Raw genomic sequence first — 14,832 nt, 5'->3', positions numbered from 1 at the left:
CGAGCACGACTAGCACGAAGTTTTGGCTCGTCCCAGGCCCTTCAGGGAAGCGGCTCGAAGGCGCCGACGCTCGGGGGAGAGGCGTAACACTTGCCGGTGAAATCCCCGGCCACCCCGGTTCCGGTGCTCCCCTTGCCGGCAGCGGCGCTGCTCTGCGGGATGCTGTAGTCGCCGCCCGCCGGGTTCGTCAGCGCCGGATCGGTGCCGCTGATTCCGCCGGTCTCCGCCGCCGGCAGGTTGGTGGGCTGCGACTGGGCGGGGTTGTCGTGGGCGTACCAGAGGTTGTTCTGGAACTGGAACGACGCGGCGTCGGTGTTGGCGCCGACGTTGACCCAGGTGGAGAGATCGCTCCGGTCGAAATAGACCAGGTTGTTCACGAAGCGCCCCTTCTGCGCGGGTAAGAACGTGTAGCCACCGCCGGTGGTGGTCTCCTGCAGGATGCGGAAGAGCCAGTTGGTCGGATCGACGATGGTGTTGTGGGCGGCCAGGCACTCGACGCAGCCGACGAAGGCAAGCGCAGCGGTCGAGCCGCTGATCACGTTGGCGACGACCCGGATGTTCTTGGCCTCGAAGTTCGGCGCGCTCGTCGAGAGCGGCGGGCGGAAGAACTGAAGGCCCGTCGAGCCGCCCATGTTCACCGCGCGCTCGCCGGCGTCCTTCATGCGACAGGCCCGGATCTCGATGTCCTCGCTGCCGCCCTTGGCCTGTACGGCGTTGCCACTGATCTCCTCGAAGCTCGAGCGGGCGATCAGGCCCTTGTGGCAGCCGACGTGATCGATGCCGCTGCCGGAGCCGCCGCCGCCGCAGCGCGCGAACTTGCTGTCGAGCACCCAGAAGTCGTTCAGGCCCGAGAGCTTCAAGCAGTCTTGGTTCCCGCCGGAGCCGACGTCGTGCACGTTCAGGTTCCGGAACAGGACGTAACGGGTGGCGTCCGCGTTCGCGTACTCGCCGCCGTCGTCAACGTTGACGCCGTTCTGCGTGCTGTTCTTCACCTCGAGGTCGTGCAGCACCAGGTAGCGTACTTTGGTGAGGTGCAGGCCCTCGCCGCCGCCGTCGAGCACCGGCGTCGCCTCGCCGGGGGCGCCGCCGATCCAGATCGGGGCGCTCGCGCTGCCCGAGAGGTTCGAGAGGTACGCGCCGCCGGCGTACGTCCCGGCGTGCAGGCGGATGGCGGTGCCCGCCGTGACGCCCTGAGCGGCCTTGCCCAGCGTCTTGAAGGGCTTCTGCGCGCTGCCGTCGCCGCTCGCGTCGTCGCCGCTCGGCGCGACGTGGACCTGCTTGGTTGGCGTGAGGCCGTCGGCGAAGGTCGTGATCGCGCCGCAGGCGCCGGGCGTGCCGCCCGTGCCGCCCGTCGCGCCGCTGCCGCCGCTCCCGGCGGCGCCGCCGCTCGCGCCGCCCGCGCCGCCGCTCGCACCACCTGCGCCGCCGCTCGCACCACCTGTGCCGCCGCTCGCACCCCCCGCGCCGCCGCTCGGAGTTCCCGCGGACCCTCCGCTCGAGCTGCCGCCGGTACCGGACTTGCCCCCTCCGTTGTCATCGGAGCCACACGCGAGCACGAGACACGCAAAACCGATGCAGATGGATCGAGTCATCGCTTCCCTCGCGCCCAGGTTAGCGTGGCGCCACGCACTTGCCACTGACCGCGGCGGAGGTGTTGTTGTCGTCCCGGCACTCGCGGGTCGGCAAGGGCACGGTCACGGTCGCGTACACCGGCGTGGCGCCGCTCTTCACGTCGGCGGGTGCGCTCGGCAACTGAAGGACCACCTGCTCGGCCTGCGCCGGCCCGAGCGCCACGCTGGTCGTGGCCTCCCCGAGCTTCGTGCCCGAGGGCGGATTGCCGGAGAAGAACTCCACCTTCATCCCGGCGGGCAAGAGCGCCTGGCCCAGGTTCCGGACCGTCGCCACGAGCGCGTAGGCGCCGGTGCAGACCGGCTTCAGATCGACCACGGCGTCCACCGCGGCGAACTCGCTGCCGGGCTGGCGGTTCAGCCGGAAGTTGTTCAGCCCAGGCACCGTCCAGTTGGCGGGCTCCTTCGCAGGGATGGTGCCGTCCTCCTGCGTGCCGGTGATGGCATAGGCGTGCTGGTTCCAGACCCTCCGCGTGCGCACCCAGTCCCCGCCCGTGCTGCCGAAGACGCGGATGCCGCTGGTCTTCTGGCCGCCCGGGCAGCTGATCGACGAGTAAGCGTTGGAGCCCACCACGATGTCCGCCTCGCCGTCGTTGTCCACGTCGGCGACCAGCGGGTACTCGCTCAGCGTGCCGCTGGTGTTGCAGGTCTCGAACAGCACGTTGCCCGTCGCGCCCTCGTAGATGTGCAGCGTGTACTCGTCGGCGTAGACCACCTCGGCCTTGCCGTCGCCGTTGAAGTCGAAGAGCGAGCTGCCGGTGCCGGCGCTCGAGCAGTCCACCGTCTGCTTGGTCCAGAGGAAGGTGCTGGGCCCGGCGACGGTGGTGTCCATCAGCTTCTTGCCGTCGAAGACCGCGTAGCCGACGCCGCCGGCCAGGGCCACGTCGGGGAAGGTGTCGCCGTTGAAGTCGCCGACGGTGGCGGGCCCGCCGCCCCACTGCGAGCCCGCGGAGCCCGGGTTGCAGAGCGCCGGGTTGAGCGTGCCGTTGATGTCCACGCCGGCGCGGATGATCTTCGCGTTGTTCGCCTGCGTCGTGTCGTATTGCCAGACCGTGAGCTGGTGCTGCAGGAAGTAGACGCCGATGATCTCGGGCTTGCCGTCCTTGTCGAGGTCGGCCACCGCCGGGCCGCTCTTGAAGTGCGTGCCGCCGGTCCAGGCGTGGGCCGGGCCGCCGTTGGTCGCGATCTGCGCGCCGTTCGCGTCGAAGACCTGCGTCGCCGCCACGATGTCGAGCTTGCCGTCGCCGGTCACGTCCGCGACCGCGAAGGTCCCGATCATCGCGGGCGAGAAGCTCTTCTTCAGCGCGCCGGTCGCGCCGTCCAGGATGCCGCCCTCCACGATCACCTCCGGCACGCCGTCCTGGTCGAGATCGGCGATGGCCGGCTGATTGCAGAGCAGGCCGCTCGTGCTCCAGAGCTGCTTCCCCGCGCCGTCGTAGGCGCGCACGGTGTTGCCGTCCACGGGGCAGGCGACCACCTCGTTGCCCGGCTTGCCGTCGATGTTGCCGCCGGCGAGCTGGCGCGAGGCGCTGATGCCGGTCACCGACCACTTGTCCACGACTTGCTTGGCGACGATCGAGATGGCGTGGAGCGTGCCGGTCGCGACGTAGCCGCCGCTCGCGAAGCTGGTGAACAGGATTTCCGGGATGTCGCGCTCGGTGATCTTGCCGTCTCAGTCGTCGTCGTCCAGCTGCACGACGATCGGGGTCATCATCACGTCGCTGGCCGTCGGTGCGGTGATCTGCCCGCCCCAGGCGTACTTCTGTTGCGGAGCGAAGGTCGTCGTCGTCGGCTTGACCTCGCAGAGCGGCAGGCAGTCGATGCTGCCGCCGTCGCTCGCGCCGGCGTCGGCGCCCGTGGCGCAGATGGGCGGGGTGGGCAGGCACTTGCCTTGCTGGAAGGTCGCCCCGCCGATGCACGTCCCGCCGTCGGCGCCGGAGTCCGGAGCGCCGGCCTCCCCGGGTGTGCCCAGCGAGTACTCGCAGTACTCGCTCGGGGCGCAGTCCGCCGAGTCCGTGCAGGTCGCTCCGGGCGTCACGCACTTGCCGAAAGAGCAGACGTCGGCGCCGCCGCAGCAGCTCGCGCTGCACGCCTTGTCGGCCGCGCAGCAGACGTTGCCGGCGCAGATCCCGCCGTCGCAGGGCTGGCCCTGGGGGCAGGTCGAGCCGTCGCTCACGATCAGCCCGCCGCTGCCGCCGGAGCTGACGTCGCTGCCCGCGTCGCCGCCGCCGGATCCGCCGGAGACCGAGCCGCCGGTGTTGGAGGACGTCCCGCCCTCGCTGTCGCCGCCGCAGGCGGCCGCCCAGAGCGCCGGGAGCACGCACAGTCCCAGAGCCAGCCCGAGGTGGGTCTTCCGCATCCGCCGAGGCTACGCGATTTGGTCAGCCTCGTGGAGTGACGAGGGTCGCGCGCAGGAACTGGTCCAATCCGTCCAGGGCGCTGCCCGGGATCTCGTGCCCGCCGTTGAACGGAATGAACTTCACGGGGAGGCCGGCCCGCGCGAGCTCGTCCCGCAAGCGCTCGGCGATCGCGAAGGGGAGCAGGGGGTCGAGCCGGCCGTGGCTCTGGAGCACCGGCAGCCCGGCGCGCTTCGGCATCAGCGGGAGCCACTCGTCTTCGGCGAGCAAGGTGCCGGAGAGCAAGACCAGCCCGGCGAGCGGTCGCTCGCTGCGGAGCGCCACGTCGAGCGCGAGCATCGCACCCTGGGAGAAGCCGCCGAGCACGACGCGGGAGCCCTCGACGCCGAGCTCGCGCTCGAGGCCGTCGAGCATCTCGCTCACGAGGGCGCGAGCTTCCGCGATACCGTCGGGTACATCGCGGGTGAGATCGCGAAGCTCGCCGCGGCTGAGCGCGGCCTCGAGCTTCAGCATGTCGATCATCCACCACGCGCGTGCGTCGTCGAGCCCGAGCCCGAGCGGCGCCTCGGGGAACGCGAAGCGCGTCCCGGGTGGCGGTGAGAGCTCGCGCCAGAGGGGCACCAGATCGCTGCCCGGCGCGCCGAAGCCGTGCAGGAGCACGACCAACGGGCCCGACCCGCCGCCCTCGCGATCGCTGCCGCCGGCCAGCCGTACCCTGAGCGAACCGAACACCGCCTCGCGCATCGGGCGCTAGCCATAGCGGTTCGAGGTTTCTGTTGCACGGTGACGATTTCGTTCGGCCCTCGGGCCGGATTCGTGTACACTCTCACTGGAACGGAGGCTGGTCATGCTCGGGGATCTGCGGAAGGCCTGTTTTCTTGCGGTTTTCGTGATCGTGGGCTGTAGCGCGGACGACGGCGGCGGCGCCGGCTCCGGCGGCGGCAGCAGTTTCGGGGGCAGCGCGGGGGCCGCCGGCTCGGCGTCGGGCGGCGCTGCGGGAGTCGCCAGCGGCGGCGCAGCGGGGAGCTCCGTCGGCGGCTCAGCCGGACAGAGCACGGGTGGCACGGCAGGGTCGAGCAGCGGCGGCACTGGCGCGGGCGGCACTGGCGGCACTGGCGGCAGCGCCGGCAGCGCGGCGCTCACCAGCGTGGGCTCGCTGGTCGTGCTCGGCGACTCGATGAGCGACGGCGGCGGGACACCGCCCTTCTACTACAACCTCTTGCAGCAAGACTTGAAGGTGAAGTTCCCGACGCTCAGCTACAAGAACAACGCCCAGAGCGGCTCGAAGACCAGCGCGCTGGTAGGACAGATCAAGAACCTGCCGGCGACGTTGCCGGGGCCCGTCGCGGTGTGCATCACCAGCGGCGGCAACGACATGAAGGCCGAGCTCGCCGCCATCATCGGCGGGCTCGACGGCCCGGCGCGCGCGACCATGGGCGCGAACATTTCGGCGGCGCTCGACGCGCTGCTCGCTCCCGGGCGCTTCGGCGCCGGCGTCGCCGTGCACGTCTTCGAGGCGAACATCTACGACGCGAGCGACGGGCAAGGGAACTTCGGCGCCAACAACTGCGCCTTCGGCAAGGGCCTGCCGGCCATCCCCACCACGACCTTCTTCGCCAACTGGAACGGCGAGATCGCCAAGCAGGTGGCCGCGAAGGGACAGTACCTGACCGACATCCACGGGCTGTTCCTGAACCACGGCTTCAACCACCCGCCGAACTGGTACGCCAGCGACTGCACCCACCCGAACAGCACCGGGCACGATCAGCTGCGGCGCCACTTCTACTTCAAGATCACCGGCGAGACCCTGCCTTGAGCTTCCGCCTCGGCCGCTCTCGACGTAGGCTTCGGCCATGCGAGATCGACTTCCTTTGGGGTTTCTGGCCTCGGCTTGCGCGCTGGTCTTGGTCGCGAGCGCGTGCGGCGGCGACGACGAGGGCGGGGGAGGCAGCGGCGGCGCCGGTGGCGCGGGCGGCAGCGGCGGCACCGGCAACGTCTCCGGCAGCGGCGGTAGCGGCGGCACCGGCAACGTCTCCGGCGGCGGCAGCGGCGGCAGCGGCGGCGCCGGCGGCGCGCCCTCGCCCTTCGACTGCTCGGCCCCGAGCGGCAGCCTGAACCTGAAGCTGACCGAGATCGCGTCCGGCTACGACCGCCCCATCTTCGTTGGCAGCCCGCCGGGCGACACCGAGCGGCTGTTCGTCGGCGAGCAGGACGGCGTCATCTCGATCATCAAGAGCGGACAGAAGGTCGCGACCCCGTTCTTGGACATCGACGCCAAGATCCAGAGCGGCGGCAACGAGCAGGGCCTGCTCGGCATCGCCTTCCACCCCGACTACGCGCAGAACGGGCGCTTCTTCGTGCACTACTCCAAGCAGCCGAGCGGCGACACCGTGATCGCCGAGTACGCCCGCAGCGCCGGCGATCCGGAGCTGGCCGATCCGAACAGCGAGAAGATCATCCTGGAGCAGGACCAGCCCGAGGGGAACCACAACGGCGGCGCCATCCATTTCGGCCCCGACGGCATGCTCTACATCGGCCTCGGCGACGGCGGCGGAGGCGGCGACAACCACGGCAGCATCGGCAACGGTCAGGCGTTGAACACGCTGCTCGGAAAGATCCTGCGCATCGACGTCGGCGCGCCCGCCGGCGGCAAGGCCTACGGCATCCCGGCCGGCAACATGACCAGCGGCGGCGCGTTGCCGGAGATCTGGAGCTACGGCCTGCGCAACCCCTGGCGCTGGTCCTTCGACGCCTGCACCGGTGACATGTACATCGGCGACGTGGGCCAGAACGCCTGGGAAGAGATCGACGTCGAGCCGAAGAGCAAGGGCAGCGGCACCAACTGGGGCTGGCGCGTGATGGAGGGCAACCACTGCTTCAACCCCTCGAGCGGCTGCGATCAGACCGGCCTGGAGAAGCCCGCCGCGGAGTACCCCCACAGCGACGGCTGCTCGGTCACCGGAGGCTACGTCTACCGCGGCAAGAACATCCCGGCGCTCCGCGGCAGCTACCTCTACGCCGATTACTGCTCGAGCAAGTTCTGGCGCTTCAGCTACTCCGGCGGCGCGGCGACTGGCCTCGCGGAGATCACCAGCGACATCACCTCCGCCGGGGGAGTGGGCTCGGTCTCCTCGTTCGGGCAGGACGCGGTCGGCGAGCTCTACGTCACCGACTTCGACGGCAAGATCTGGCGCATCGACTCCGAGTAATGGACTCCGACGTCGCAAGGCTCAGGGAGCTACTGGCGCGCTCGAGCCGCGTCCTGGTGTTCACCGGCGCGGGGATCTCGACCGGCAGCGGCATCCCGGACTTCCGCGGGCCGACCGGCGTGTGGCAGAAGCGCACGCCGGTCTACTACCAGGAGTTCATCGCCGACGAGGACGCGCGGCGCGAATACTGGGAGTACAAGCTCGAGGGCTACCACGCCTTCCGCGACGCGCGCCCCAACGCCGCGCACCTGGCGCTGGCCCTGCTGGAGCGGCGCGGCAAGCTCGAGTGCCTGGTCACTCAGAACATCGACGGCCTGCACCAGGCCGCCGGGACGAGCCGGGAGAAGCTCATCGAGCTCCACGGCACGAACGCCGAGGTCGAGTGCATCGGGTGCGGGCGCCGCGAGAGCCCCGAGCGCTGCATGCGCGACTTCGAGCGCACCCGGGAGCCCCCGACCTGCTCGGACTGCGGTGCGCTGATGAAGCCCGCGGTGGTGATGTTCGGTCAGGCTCTCGACATGGTGCTGCTCGGCGCCGCCAAACGCGCCGCCGGGCGCGCCGATCTGGTGCTCGCCCTCGGCTCCTCGCTGGTGGTCACCCCGGCTGCCGACGTGCCCCTCGCCGGCGCTGAGCGCGGCACGCCCTACGTGATCGTCAATCGCGGCGAGACGGCGCACGATCGCCTGGCTACGCTGCGCATCGACGACGACGTCGTCAGCGTCTTGCCGGCGGCGCTGGGCTGAGGAGCTACTTCGGGATGTTCAAGGTGGCGCAGCCGAACACCACGTTCATCTTGCTGCCCTGGGCCGCGCCCGTGACCAGGTTGCAGCTCGCCGGACAGAGCTTGATGGTCGTGGGGTTCTGGTTGTCGTTGTAGTACCAGCCGCCCAGCGTGGCGTCGCACTTCGAGGCGTCGTCCACGTGGTAGATGGTCTCCGGCGTGCCCTTGGCCTGATCGACGAACTCGACGTTGACCTTGTTCGGATCGAGGGTCTTGCCCGGCTCCGGCGGCGGAATGGTCCACTCGCAGGCCAGGGGCTTGCTGCCGGTGATGATCTTCTTGGCCAGCTCGTCGAACACCTTCTGGAAGGTCTGAGCGCAGGGCCCGACCTGGCCCGGCGGGCAGTTGCAGATGTCGCCCTCGACGCCGCCCGTGGCCGCGACGATCTGCTTCCAGACCGTGCCGACGTTGGCGGCGTTCGCGCACTGGGTGAACGAGTAAATGGCCGAGAGCTTCCAGGTCCCGTTCATCATCGGGTCGAGCGCGTTGAAGTCGTTGATGAAGCCCGTCGGGTTGTTGTCGTATTTGCCGGCGTCGCCCGAGCTGCCGGTCGCGTTCTTCGAGTCGTCGTCGGTGACCACCACGACGTATTTCTTCACGCCGGCGCGCAGCATGAACTTGTAGTCGGGGAAGAACTGCACGAGGCGTAGCGCGGCATCGACGCTCTCGATGACCGCCGTCGGGTGGTGCCAGAAGTTGGGCAGCAAGGTGTCCGAGCCGTTCGGCGGGCAGAGGCCGGAGCCCAGCGGGGCCGGCACGCAGATGCCGGGCAGGAAGAAGAACGGGTAGGACGCCAGCATCACCACGTGCACGTCGATGCCGCTCGCGCCGATCTGCTGGCTGAAGGCGTTGATGTTGGTCTGAACCGCGGCCGCCTCCTCGATCATGCTGCCGGAGGTGTCCACGGCCCAGATGATGTCGGCGGGCTCGTAGGTCTGCTTCGCCTCGTCGGTGTAGGTCGAGCAGCCCGAGTCACCGACCGGGTTCGAGCCGCCGGAGCCGGAGTCCAGGTTGATGGCGCCGCCGTCGCCCGAGCTGCCGCCCAGGCTCACGCCGCCGCCGTCGCCCGCCGTCCCACCGGACGCGCCTCCGCCGCCGGCGCCGTCGTCGCCGGCGCCGCTGCTGGCCGAGCACGCCGCGATCAGGCCGATACCGAACAGACCAGCTCCGATCCGCCAAGACCTCGCCATGCCGGGACTCCCTTCCGCCACCGGGATGCTGACTCACGCCGGGGCCGCTGTCATCTGCTGTCATCTGGGGTCGGTTTGACGGCCCCCCCGGAGCGTGATTTCGTCGTGGGCGATGGATCTCAACGATCTGGTCAAGGGGCTGCTCTCCGAGCTCAACAAGGTCTCCAAGAGCGACGCCGTCGTGGGCACGGTCCGCGACGCCGGCAAGGCCAAGGTGGTGCCGCTGAGCAAGATCAGCATCGCGTTCGGCGCGGGCCTCGCGGGAGCGGGAGGCAAGGCCGAGAAGGAAGGGGGAGGCAGCGACGCGGGCCTCGAAGGCGGGGGCGCTGGCGGCGCGCTGATGGTCGAGCCCAAGGCGTTCGTGGTCGTGGGTGAGGACGGCGTGCCGCACATGCTGGCGCTGAACAAGGGCAAGCATGCCGTCTTGCGCAAGGGCCTCGAGATCTTGCCGGAGACCGGCGCGCAGATCGCCGCAGCGATCCCGCCCAAGCTCTCCGACGGCAAGAAGAAGTAGCCCGGCGTGCCTTCGTGAGCACGCTGCTGCTCGTCGCGCTCGTCGCGGCTCTCGTCGGCGTGGGCCTCGTGCTCTTGCCGCTCACGCTGCACTTCAGCCTGCAGGCGCGCGGCGAGCCGAACGGGTTCTGGGCGCTCGGCGGGGGCGTGCAGCTCGGCCCATTCGCGGGCAGCGGCGTGGCGGCGAAGGGCGTGCCGGCCCAGCTCGCGCTCCACGCCTTCGGCAGGAAGCTCTGGAGCAGAAAGCTCGGCGAGCTCGGCGCCGAGCGCGCCGAGCCCGAGGAGCCTGCCGAGCCGCCAGCGAAGACGAAGCTCCGCGAACGCTTTGCGAAGCTCGAGCGCTGGTTCGACCCCGTCGATCTGTTCTTCTTCCTGGTGCACGAACGCCGGCGCATCGAGCTCCTGCCCACGATCGTGGACCTGGAGTACGGCTTCCGCGACATCGCCACCACCGGCAAGCTCCTGGGCGCGATCTACGCCATCTCGCCGCTCTTGCCGGCCCCGATCCTGGTGCGCCAATCGCCCTCCTGGGAGAGCCTGGATCGGGCTTCTCTGGCGAGCTCCGGGGCAATTCGGCTCTGGCCAGGCCTGCTGGTCGTTGACGCGGCCTGGTACTTGATACGAAATGTGAAAGTCCGCAGGCCGAACGGCGCTGCTGGAGGAACCCGGGAAGCCACATGAGCGACGACATCACCAAGATCGTGAACAACCTGCTCGACGGCGTGCACGGCATCTCCAAGAGCGAGACCATCATCGGCGAGCCGCAGCAGACCGGCGAGGCGGTGGTCATCCCGGTGCACCGGCTGAAGGTGGCGTTCGGCGCGGGCTCGGCCAAGGCCGGCGCGCACCGCGGCAAGGCCGGCGCCGACACCGGCGGGCAAGGCGCCGGCGGCGCCGTCGAGCTCGATCCGGTGGCGGCCATCGCCATCGGCAAGGACGGCCACGCGCACCTGCTCACGGTGGACTCGGACGCGGGGAGCCTCTGGGCGAACCTCCTTTCCGAGGTGCCCGATCTGGTCGGCAAGCTCGCGCACACGCTGTCGAGCCGCGTGAACTGGGAGCTCGCGCACCGCGGCGTGAAGGCCGAAATCGAAGAGAGCGCGACGGAAGAAAAGGCGCTCCCCAAGAAGGAAGAGTGAGGCCCTCGGGCCTCCCTAACTCACCGCTTCGCCGATCGCCTGACCCAGGCGGCGCACGCCCTCGGCGATGGCGTCCGGGCCGACGGTGAGCGTCGGGCGGAAGCGGATCGAGTGCGAGCCGCACTTCAGCACGATCATCTCGTCCTCGAAACAGCGCCGCACGACACGGTTGCGGAGCTCGGTGCTCGGCAGGTCGATGGCACACATCAGTCCGCGGCCGCGCGCGTTGGTGACGACGCTGGGGTACCTCGCCTCGAGCCCCTCGAGCCCCGCGCGGAGCTCCGCGCCCCGCAGCGCCGCGTTCTCGACCAGGTTCTCGTTCACGATGACCTCGAGGACGTGGGTGGTGCGGACCATGTCCACCAAGTTCGCGCCGAAGGTGCTGTTGATGCGGCTGGGCACGTGGAACACGTTGTCCGGCACCTCGTCCAGGCGCCGGCTGGCGAAGATGCCGCCGACCTGCATCTTCTTTGCGAAGCACAGGATGTCGGGCACCACGCCGAAGTGCTCGTAGGCCCACCACTTGCCCGTGAGCCCCATGCCGGTCTGCACCTCGTCGAAGATCAGGAGCGCCTCGCGCTCGTTGGCGATGCGACGCAGGTGGTGCAGGAACTCGGCGCGGAAGTGGTTGTCGCCGCCCTCGGCCTGGATCGGCTCGATCAAGATCGCCGCGATGTCGTCGGGACTCTCGTCGAACGCCCGCTCGATCTCGCTCACTGCCCGCTGCTCGGCGTGGATCACCGCGTCCAGGCTCTTGCCCTCGAGCGGGAAGCGGATGGCCGGGCACGAGATGCGCGGCCAGGGAAACTTCGGGAACAGATCCGTCTTGACCGGATCCGTGTTGGTGACCGACAGCGTGTAGCCGGTGCGCCCGTGGAAGGCGTTCGTGAAGTGCAGGATCTGACTGCCCCGGTCCCCCGGCTTGCCCGCGGCGCGGTTCTTCTTCACCTTCCAGTCGAAGGCGGCCTTCATCGCGTTTTCCACGGCCAGCGCGCCGCCGTCGATGAAGAAGTAGTACGGCAGCTCCGGCCGGCCGGCGCTGCGCGACAGCGTGTCCACGAACTCCGCCATGTAGGTGGTGTAGTAGTCGGCGTTCGAGACCTTCTGCACCGCCGCCTTGGCGAGCCGCGCCGTCACGTCGGCGTCGAGCATGCTGGGGTGATTCATGCCGATGGGGTTCGAGCCGAAGAAGCTGAAGAAGTCGAGGTACAGGCGGCCGGTGACCAGATCGCGGATCCAGCTCTCCTTGCTGTGCTCCAGATCGACGACGATGGGGTAGCCGTCGACCAGCATGTGCTTCCGGAGCGTGGAGTGGACCTCGGAGGCTTGGATCTCTGAGCGGCGAAACATGGCACGTTCCCGGTTACCGCGGGCGCGGGGGGTGTATACTGCTGCGCCATGCCAGACAAGAAGGCGATGGTCGAAGCCGCCGGAGCATACCTCAAGCGTCACCCGGAGGAGCTGCTTCGTGCGCTGAAAAACGCCGCAGGGCTCCGCGTCGGCGTGCCCATCGACGCGCTGCGCTGGTTGGCCGGGCAAGTGAAGGGACGAAAGGCGCCGAAGGACGTGAACGTCGAGGCGGTGCCGCCCGGAATTCGCGCCAGCGCCATCGTGGATCTCGCGGGCACCTCCGTGCGCGCGGCGGCCACCGTCTTCATCGAGCGCGTGCACCTCGGCTCCGACGAGCTCCGCTTCGAGCTACGCCTGAAGGACGTGAAGCTCGAGCTCACGGATCCGAACGCGGAGACGCCGGTAGCCACGCTCCTGAAGAGCGGCGCGCTCGATCTGAGCAAGCCCGGCAACCTGGCGGCCTTCATGCCCAAGCGCCCGGCGATGCTGGTGGACGCTCACGACGACGTGATCGTGCTCGACGTGATGAAGCACCCGAAGCTGGCCGAGAACGCCAAGGCCCAGCGGCTGATCGACGCCGTCACCTCGTTCGTCACAGTGAAGGGCATCGAGACGGATCGGGAGCACCTGGACGTGCTCCTCTCTGCCTTCCCGCGCGGCGTGGCCGGTGCCGTCGCCGCCGTCCGTCCGGCGCTGTAGCCGCGCTGCCGCTCACTCCGCCGGCAGGGGCGGCGGGTCGGGCGTCTTCGCCTTGGGCTCCGGCTTGCCGTTCCACCAGGCCGTGAGCCGCTCCATGCTGAACGGGCGCGAGTAGCCCCAGAGCAGGACCAGGCTGAAGATGCCGAAGAGCCAGGCCTGCGCCGTGAACTTGTCGTCCACCCAGTAGTAGCTGAGCAGGAGGATTTGGCTCGCGCCGCTCGTGACCAGCACCACTGGCCCGAGCGGACGTCTGGCCTTGGCCAACGCGGCGCACAGGATGAACATCGAGTAGTAGTAACAAGTCAGGTTCGTCATGCTCATGACGAGCGGGGCGGCCAGGGCCTGCCCGATCCAGAGCGCCTTGGTGCGGCGCAAGGCCCAGGCGGTCCAGAGGAAGAGCGCGCCGATGATGGCCACGTGCGCCCACTTACGCTGCTTGTGGCGGTCGATGCGGCCCTGCTTCCAGCCCTGAAACGGATCGTCCAGGTTGTCGTCCCGGGTGAAGCGCATGCGGCCGTCCCAGTCGTGCACCAGCATGGTCTCGAGCCCCATGTGGTTCGTGAGCGGCGTGTTGTTGTGCGTCTTCAGCGTGTGCGAGACGAACTCCTTGTAGGAGTCGCCGCCGGCGACGATGACGCTGGCGGGGATCAGCGTGGCCGAGGCGATGATGCAGCCGGCGAGGAGCTTGCGGTGGTCGGGGTGCAAGAGGCCCATCAGGCCCTCGCCGTTGCCGCTCCCCGCACGGCGCGCGCGGATTTCCTGTAGGACGTGGAACACGATGATGATCGCCCAGCCGGCGAAGAAGATCATCGGGAACACCCGCAAGAGGCTGGACCAGGTCAGCGCGAAGCCCGCCAAGAAGAACTTGCGCTTGCGCGCCAGGGCCAGGCTCGCGACCAGGAAGAAGAACCAGTCCTGTCTGAGGAACGCGCCCCCGGTCCAATAGAAATTGGCGGGCGCGTTGCAGCCCCAGAAGACCGTGGCCAGGGCGCCGATTCGCCAGCCGAAGGCCCAGTACAGGAGCAAGACCACTCCGATGTGGAACAGCACGTCGATGGCCGACAAGAGCTTGAAGAACCCGTCCCCGGCCACGCCGAAGCTGCCGAAGAACTTCCCCGTCATGGTCCAGACCGGCGGCGGGTTGTAGCCGTGGTCCTTCATCATGTTTTCCCAGTAGGAGCCCCGGGCCGTCGACCAGAACCAGTTGACGTCCTTCTTGAAGGCCTCCCACTTCGCCGCCGAGAAGTGCTTCTTGCACTGCGACGGATCGGTCACCACGAAGGTGTCCGAGACGGGCTTGATCAGGTTCACGCGCAGATCGCGGATCTCGCGCTTTCGCACCTCGGCGCCGCGCCCGAGCTCGATCTCGGCGATGGCGCTGCACTCGTAGAGCCGGGTGTAGCTGAGCTCCTGCGAGTACTTGGAGCCGAGGTAGTAATGGTAGAACTCGTGCCGGTGGTAGTACTCGGGGTAGCGGACGTTCGGGTTGAAGAAGTCGAAGTAGGCGCCGAACGACAGCACTGTGAGCACGATCGCGACGCGCTTGCGCGTGCGGAGCGGGACAGCTTCGCCCAGCCGGCGGGCGCGGACCTCGTAGATCAGGAGTAGCGCGCCACCCAGGGTGAGCCCGATGCGCAGGCCGTTCATCAGCCGCGACCAGGTGTCGTTGGCGAAGATGGGGCTGTCCCAGAAGAAGCCGGCGGCGCCGAGCAGCGCCGCGACCGGCGCGACGACCAAAGCGGAAAGCGTAGTCAGCACGGCCGGGAGGCTAAACGAAGGCGTCCCAGCGACGAACCGTCTTTTATAAAAAAACGGCCGAACACGGGGTTCCCGCGTCCGGCCGTCCTGCCCATACCCCGGCGTATCGCCGGCCTGGGCCCAAGGAGGGGGCCTAGGTCCTCGCGACCTCCAGGGTCAGGGTCCTGTGGTTTTTCATGTCGATCCACCTCCTCCGGCTCTGCCGGAC

The 14,832-nt window shown here is 69.1% G+C and carries 14 protein-coding genes; 7 read left to right on the top strand and 7 right to left on the bottom strand.

What is annotated here, in order from left to right:
* Positions 1-41: 41 nt before the first annotated feature.
* The 4 genes from HS104_12270 to HS104_12255 all read right to left on the bottom strand — a co-directional run bounded on the left by HS104_12270 (position 42) and on the right by HS104_12255 (position 4,729).
* Entirely contained in the window at positions 42-1,592 is a 1,551-nt protein-coding gene (locus tag HS104_12270; protein ID MBE7480744.1) for a DUF1565 domain-containing protein, read from the bottom strand.
* A 19-nt stretch (positions 1,593-1,611) separates the two neighbouring features.
* On the bottom strand, positions 1,612-3,186 hold the full coding sequence (locus HS104_12265) for a VCBS repeat-containing protein (GenBank protein ID MBE7480743.1): 1,575 nt from the start codon (positions 3,184-3,186) through the stop codon (positions 1,612-1,614).
* Between the two features lie 114 nt (positions 3,187-3,300).
* Positions 3,301-3,987 (bottom strand): hypothetical protein, encoded by a 687-nt coding sequence (locus HS104_12260; GenBank protein MBE7480742.1) that lies wholly within the window; start codon positions 3,985-3,987, stop codon positions 3,301-3,303.
* Between the two features lie 22 nt (positions 3,988-4,009).
* The gene (locus HS104_12255) at positions 4,010-4,729 is read right to left on the bottom strand and encodes a hypothetical protein (protein MBE7480741.1); all 720 of its coding nucleotides are present in this window, start codon (positions 4,727-4,729) and stop codon (positions 4,010-4,012) included.
* A gap of 103 nt (positions 4,730-4,832) precedes the next feature.
* Between HS104_12255 and HS104_12250 the strand changes: the two genes are divergently transcribed.
* The 3 genes from HS104_12250 (at position 4,833) to HS104_12240 (ending at position 7,937) form a co-directional block, all read left to right on the top strand.
* Complete coding sequence (locus tag HS104_12250; GenBank protein MBE7480740.1) at positions 4,833-5,801, top strand: SGNH/GDSL hydrolase family protein; 969 nt, start codon at positions 4,833-4,835, stop codon at positions 5,799-5,801.
* A 295-nt stretch (positions 5,802-6,096) separates the two neighbouring features.
* Complete coding sequence (locus HS104_12245) at positions 6,097-7,194, top strand: PQQ-dependent sugar dehydrogenase (protein ID MBE7480739.1); 1,098 nt, start codon at positions 6,097-6,099, stop codon at positions 7,192-7,194.
* The gene (locus tag HS104_12240) at positions 7,194-7,937 is read left to right on the top strand and encodes an NAD-dependent deacetylase (GenBank protein MBE7480738.1); all 744 of its coding nucleotides are present in this window, start codon (positions 7,194-7,196) and stop codon (positions 7,935-7,937) included. Before HS104_12245 ends, HS104_12240 begins: the two co-directional genes overlap by 1 nt.
* A 4-nt stretch (positions 7,938-7,941) precedes the next feature.
* On the opposite strand, the gene HS104_12235 is transcribed toward HS104_12240, so the two are convergent.
* Entirely contained in the window at positions 7,942-9,165 is a 1,224-nt protein-coding gene (locus HS104_12235) for a hypothetical protein (GenBank protein ID MBE7480737.1), read from the bottom strand.
* Between the two features lie 94 nt (positions 9,166-9,259).
* Between HS104_12235 and HS104_12230 the strand changes: the two genes are divergently transcribed.
* The 3 genes from HS104_12230 to HS104_12220 are packed head-to-tail and all read left to right on the top strand — an operon-like array spanning position 9,260 to position 10,817.
* A complete protein-coding gene (locus tag HS104_12230) occupies positions 9,260-9,679 on the top strand; it encodes a hypothetical protein (protein ID MBE7480736.1) in 420 nt (139 codons plus the stop codon).
* Positions 9,680-9,693: 14 nt separating this feature from the next.
* Entirely contained in the window at positions 9,694-10,359 is a 666-nt protein-coding gene (locus HS104_12225; protein ID MBE7480735.1) for a DUF2953 domain-containing protein, read from the top strand.
* The gene (locus tag HS104_12220; GenBank protein ID MBE7480734.1) at positions 10,356-10,817 is read left to right on the top strand and encodes a hypothetical protein; all 462 of its coding nucleotides are present in this window, start codon (positions 10,356-10,358) and stop codon (positions 10,815-10,817) included. The genes HS104_12225 and HS104_12220 overlap by 4 nt, the downstream gene beginning before the upstream one ends.
* 15 nt (positions 10,818-10,832) lie before the next feature.
* Here HS104_12220 and HS104_12215 read toward each other — a convergent pair whose 3' ends face one another.
* On the bottom strand, positions 10,833-12,167 hold the full coding sequence (locus tag HS104_12215) for an L-lysine 6-transaminase (GenBank protein ID MBE7480733.1): 1,335 nt from the start codon (positions 12,165-12,167) through the stop codon (positions 10,833-10,835).
* A gap of 48 nt (positions 12,168-12,215) precedes the next feature.
* On the opposite strand from HS104_12215, the gene HS104_12210 reads away from it, so the two are divergent.
* Positions 12,216-12,866, top strand: coding sequence for a hypothetical protein (locus HS104_12210; protein MBE7480732.1), 651 nt, complete (start codon positions 12,216-12,218; stop codon positions 12,864-12,866).
* A 12-nt stretch (positions 12,867-12,878) separates the two neighbouring features.
* Here HS104_12210 and HS104_12205 read toward each other — a convergent pair whose 3' ends face one another.
* A complete protein-coding gene (locus tag HS104_12205) occupies positions 12,879-14,624 on the bottom strand; it encodes a hypothetical protein (GenBank protein MBE7480731.1) in 1,746 nt (581 codons plus the stop codon).
* Positions 14,625-14,832: the final 208 nt, after the last annotated feature.

It is taken from the genome of Polyangiaceae bacterium (genome assembly GCA_015075635.1).
Taxonomy (GTDB): domain Bacteria; phylum Myxococcota_A; class Polyangia; order Polyangiales; family Polyangiaceae; genus JADJKB01.
The sequence above is the reverse complement of the archived record's forward strand: the minus strand, read 5'-3'. Positions and strand labels throughout refer to the sequence as shown.

What these genes read in the sequence shown, in the direction of transcription:
- HS104_12220 (MBE7480734.1), top strand. Translation starts at nt 10,356, where the DNA reads ATGAGCGACGACATCACCAAGATCGTGAACAACCTGCTCGACGGCGTG.
- HS104_12215 (MBE7480733.1), bottom strand. Translation starts at nt 12,167, where the DNA reads ATGTTTCGCCGCTCAGAGATCCAAGCCTCCGAGGTCCACTCCACGCTC.
- HS104_12270 (MBE7480744.1), bottom strand. Translation starts at nt 1,592, where the DNA reads ATGACTCGATCCATCTGCATCGGTTTTGCGTGTCTCGTGCTCGCGTGT.
- HS104_12250 (MBE7480740.1), top strand. Translation starts at nt 4,833, where the DNA reads ATGCTCGGGGATCTGCGGAAGGCCTGTTTTCTTGCGGTTTTCGTGATC.
- HS104_12240 (MBE7480738.1), top strand. Translation starts at nt 7,194, where the DNA reads ATGGACTCCGACGTCGCAAGGCTCAGGGAGCTACTGGCGCGCTCGAGC.
- HS104_12260 (MBE7480742.1), bottom strand. Translation starts at nt 3,987, where the DNA reads ATGCGGAAGACCCACCTCGGGCTGGCTCTGGGACTGTGCGTGCTCCCG.
- HS104_12210 (MBE7480732.1), top strand. Translation starts at nt 12,216, where the DNA reads ATGCCAGACAAGAAGGCGATGGTCGAAGCCGCCGGAGCATACCTCAAG.
- HS104_12255 (MBE7480741.1), bottom strand. Translation starts at nt 4,729, where the DNA reads ATGCGCGAGGCGGTGTTCGGTTCGCTCAGGGTACGGCTGGCCGGCGGC.
- HS104_12235 (MBE7480737.1), bottom strand. Translation starts at nt 9,165, where the DNA reads ATGGCGAGGTCTTGGCGGATCGGAGCTGGTCTGTTCGGTATCGGCCTG.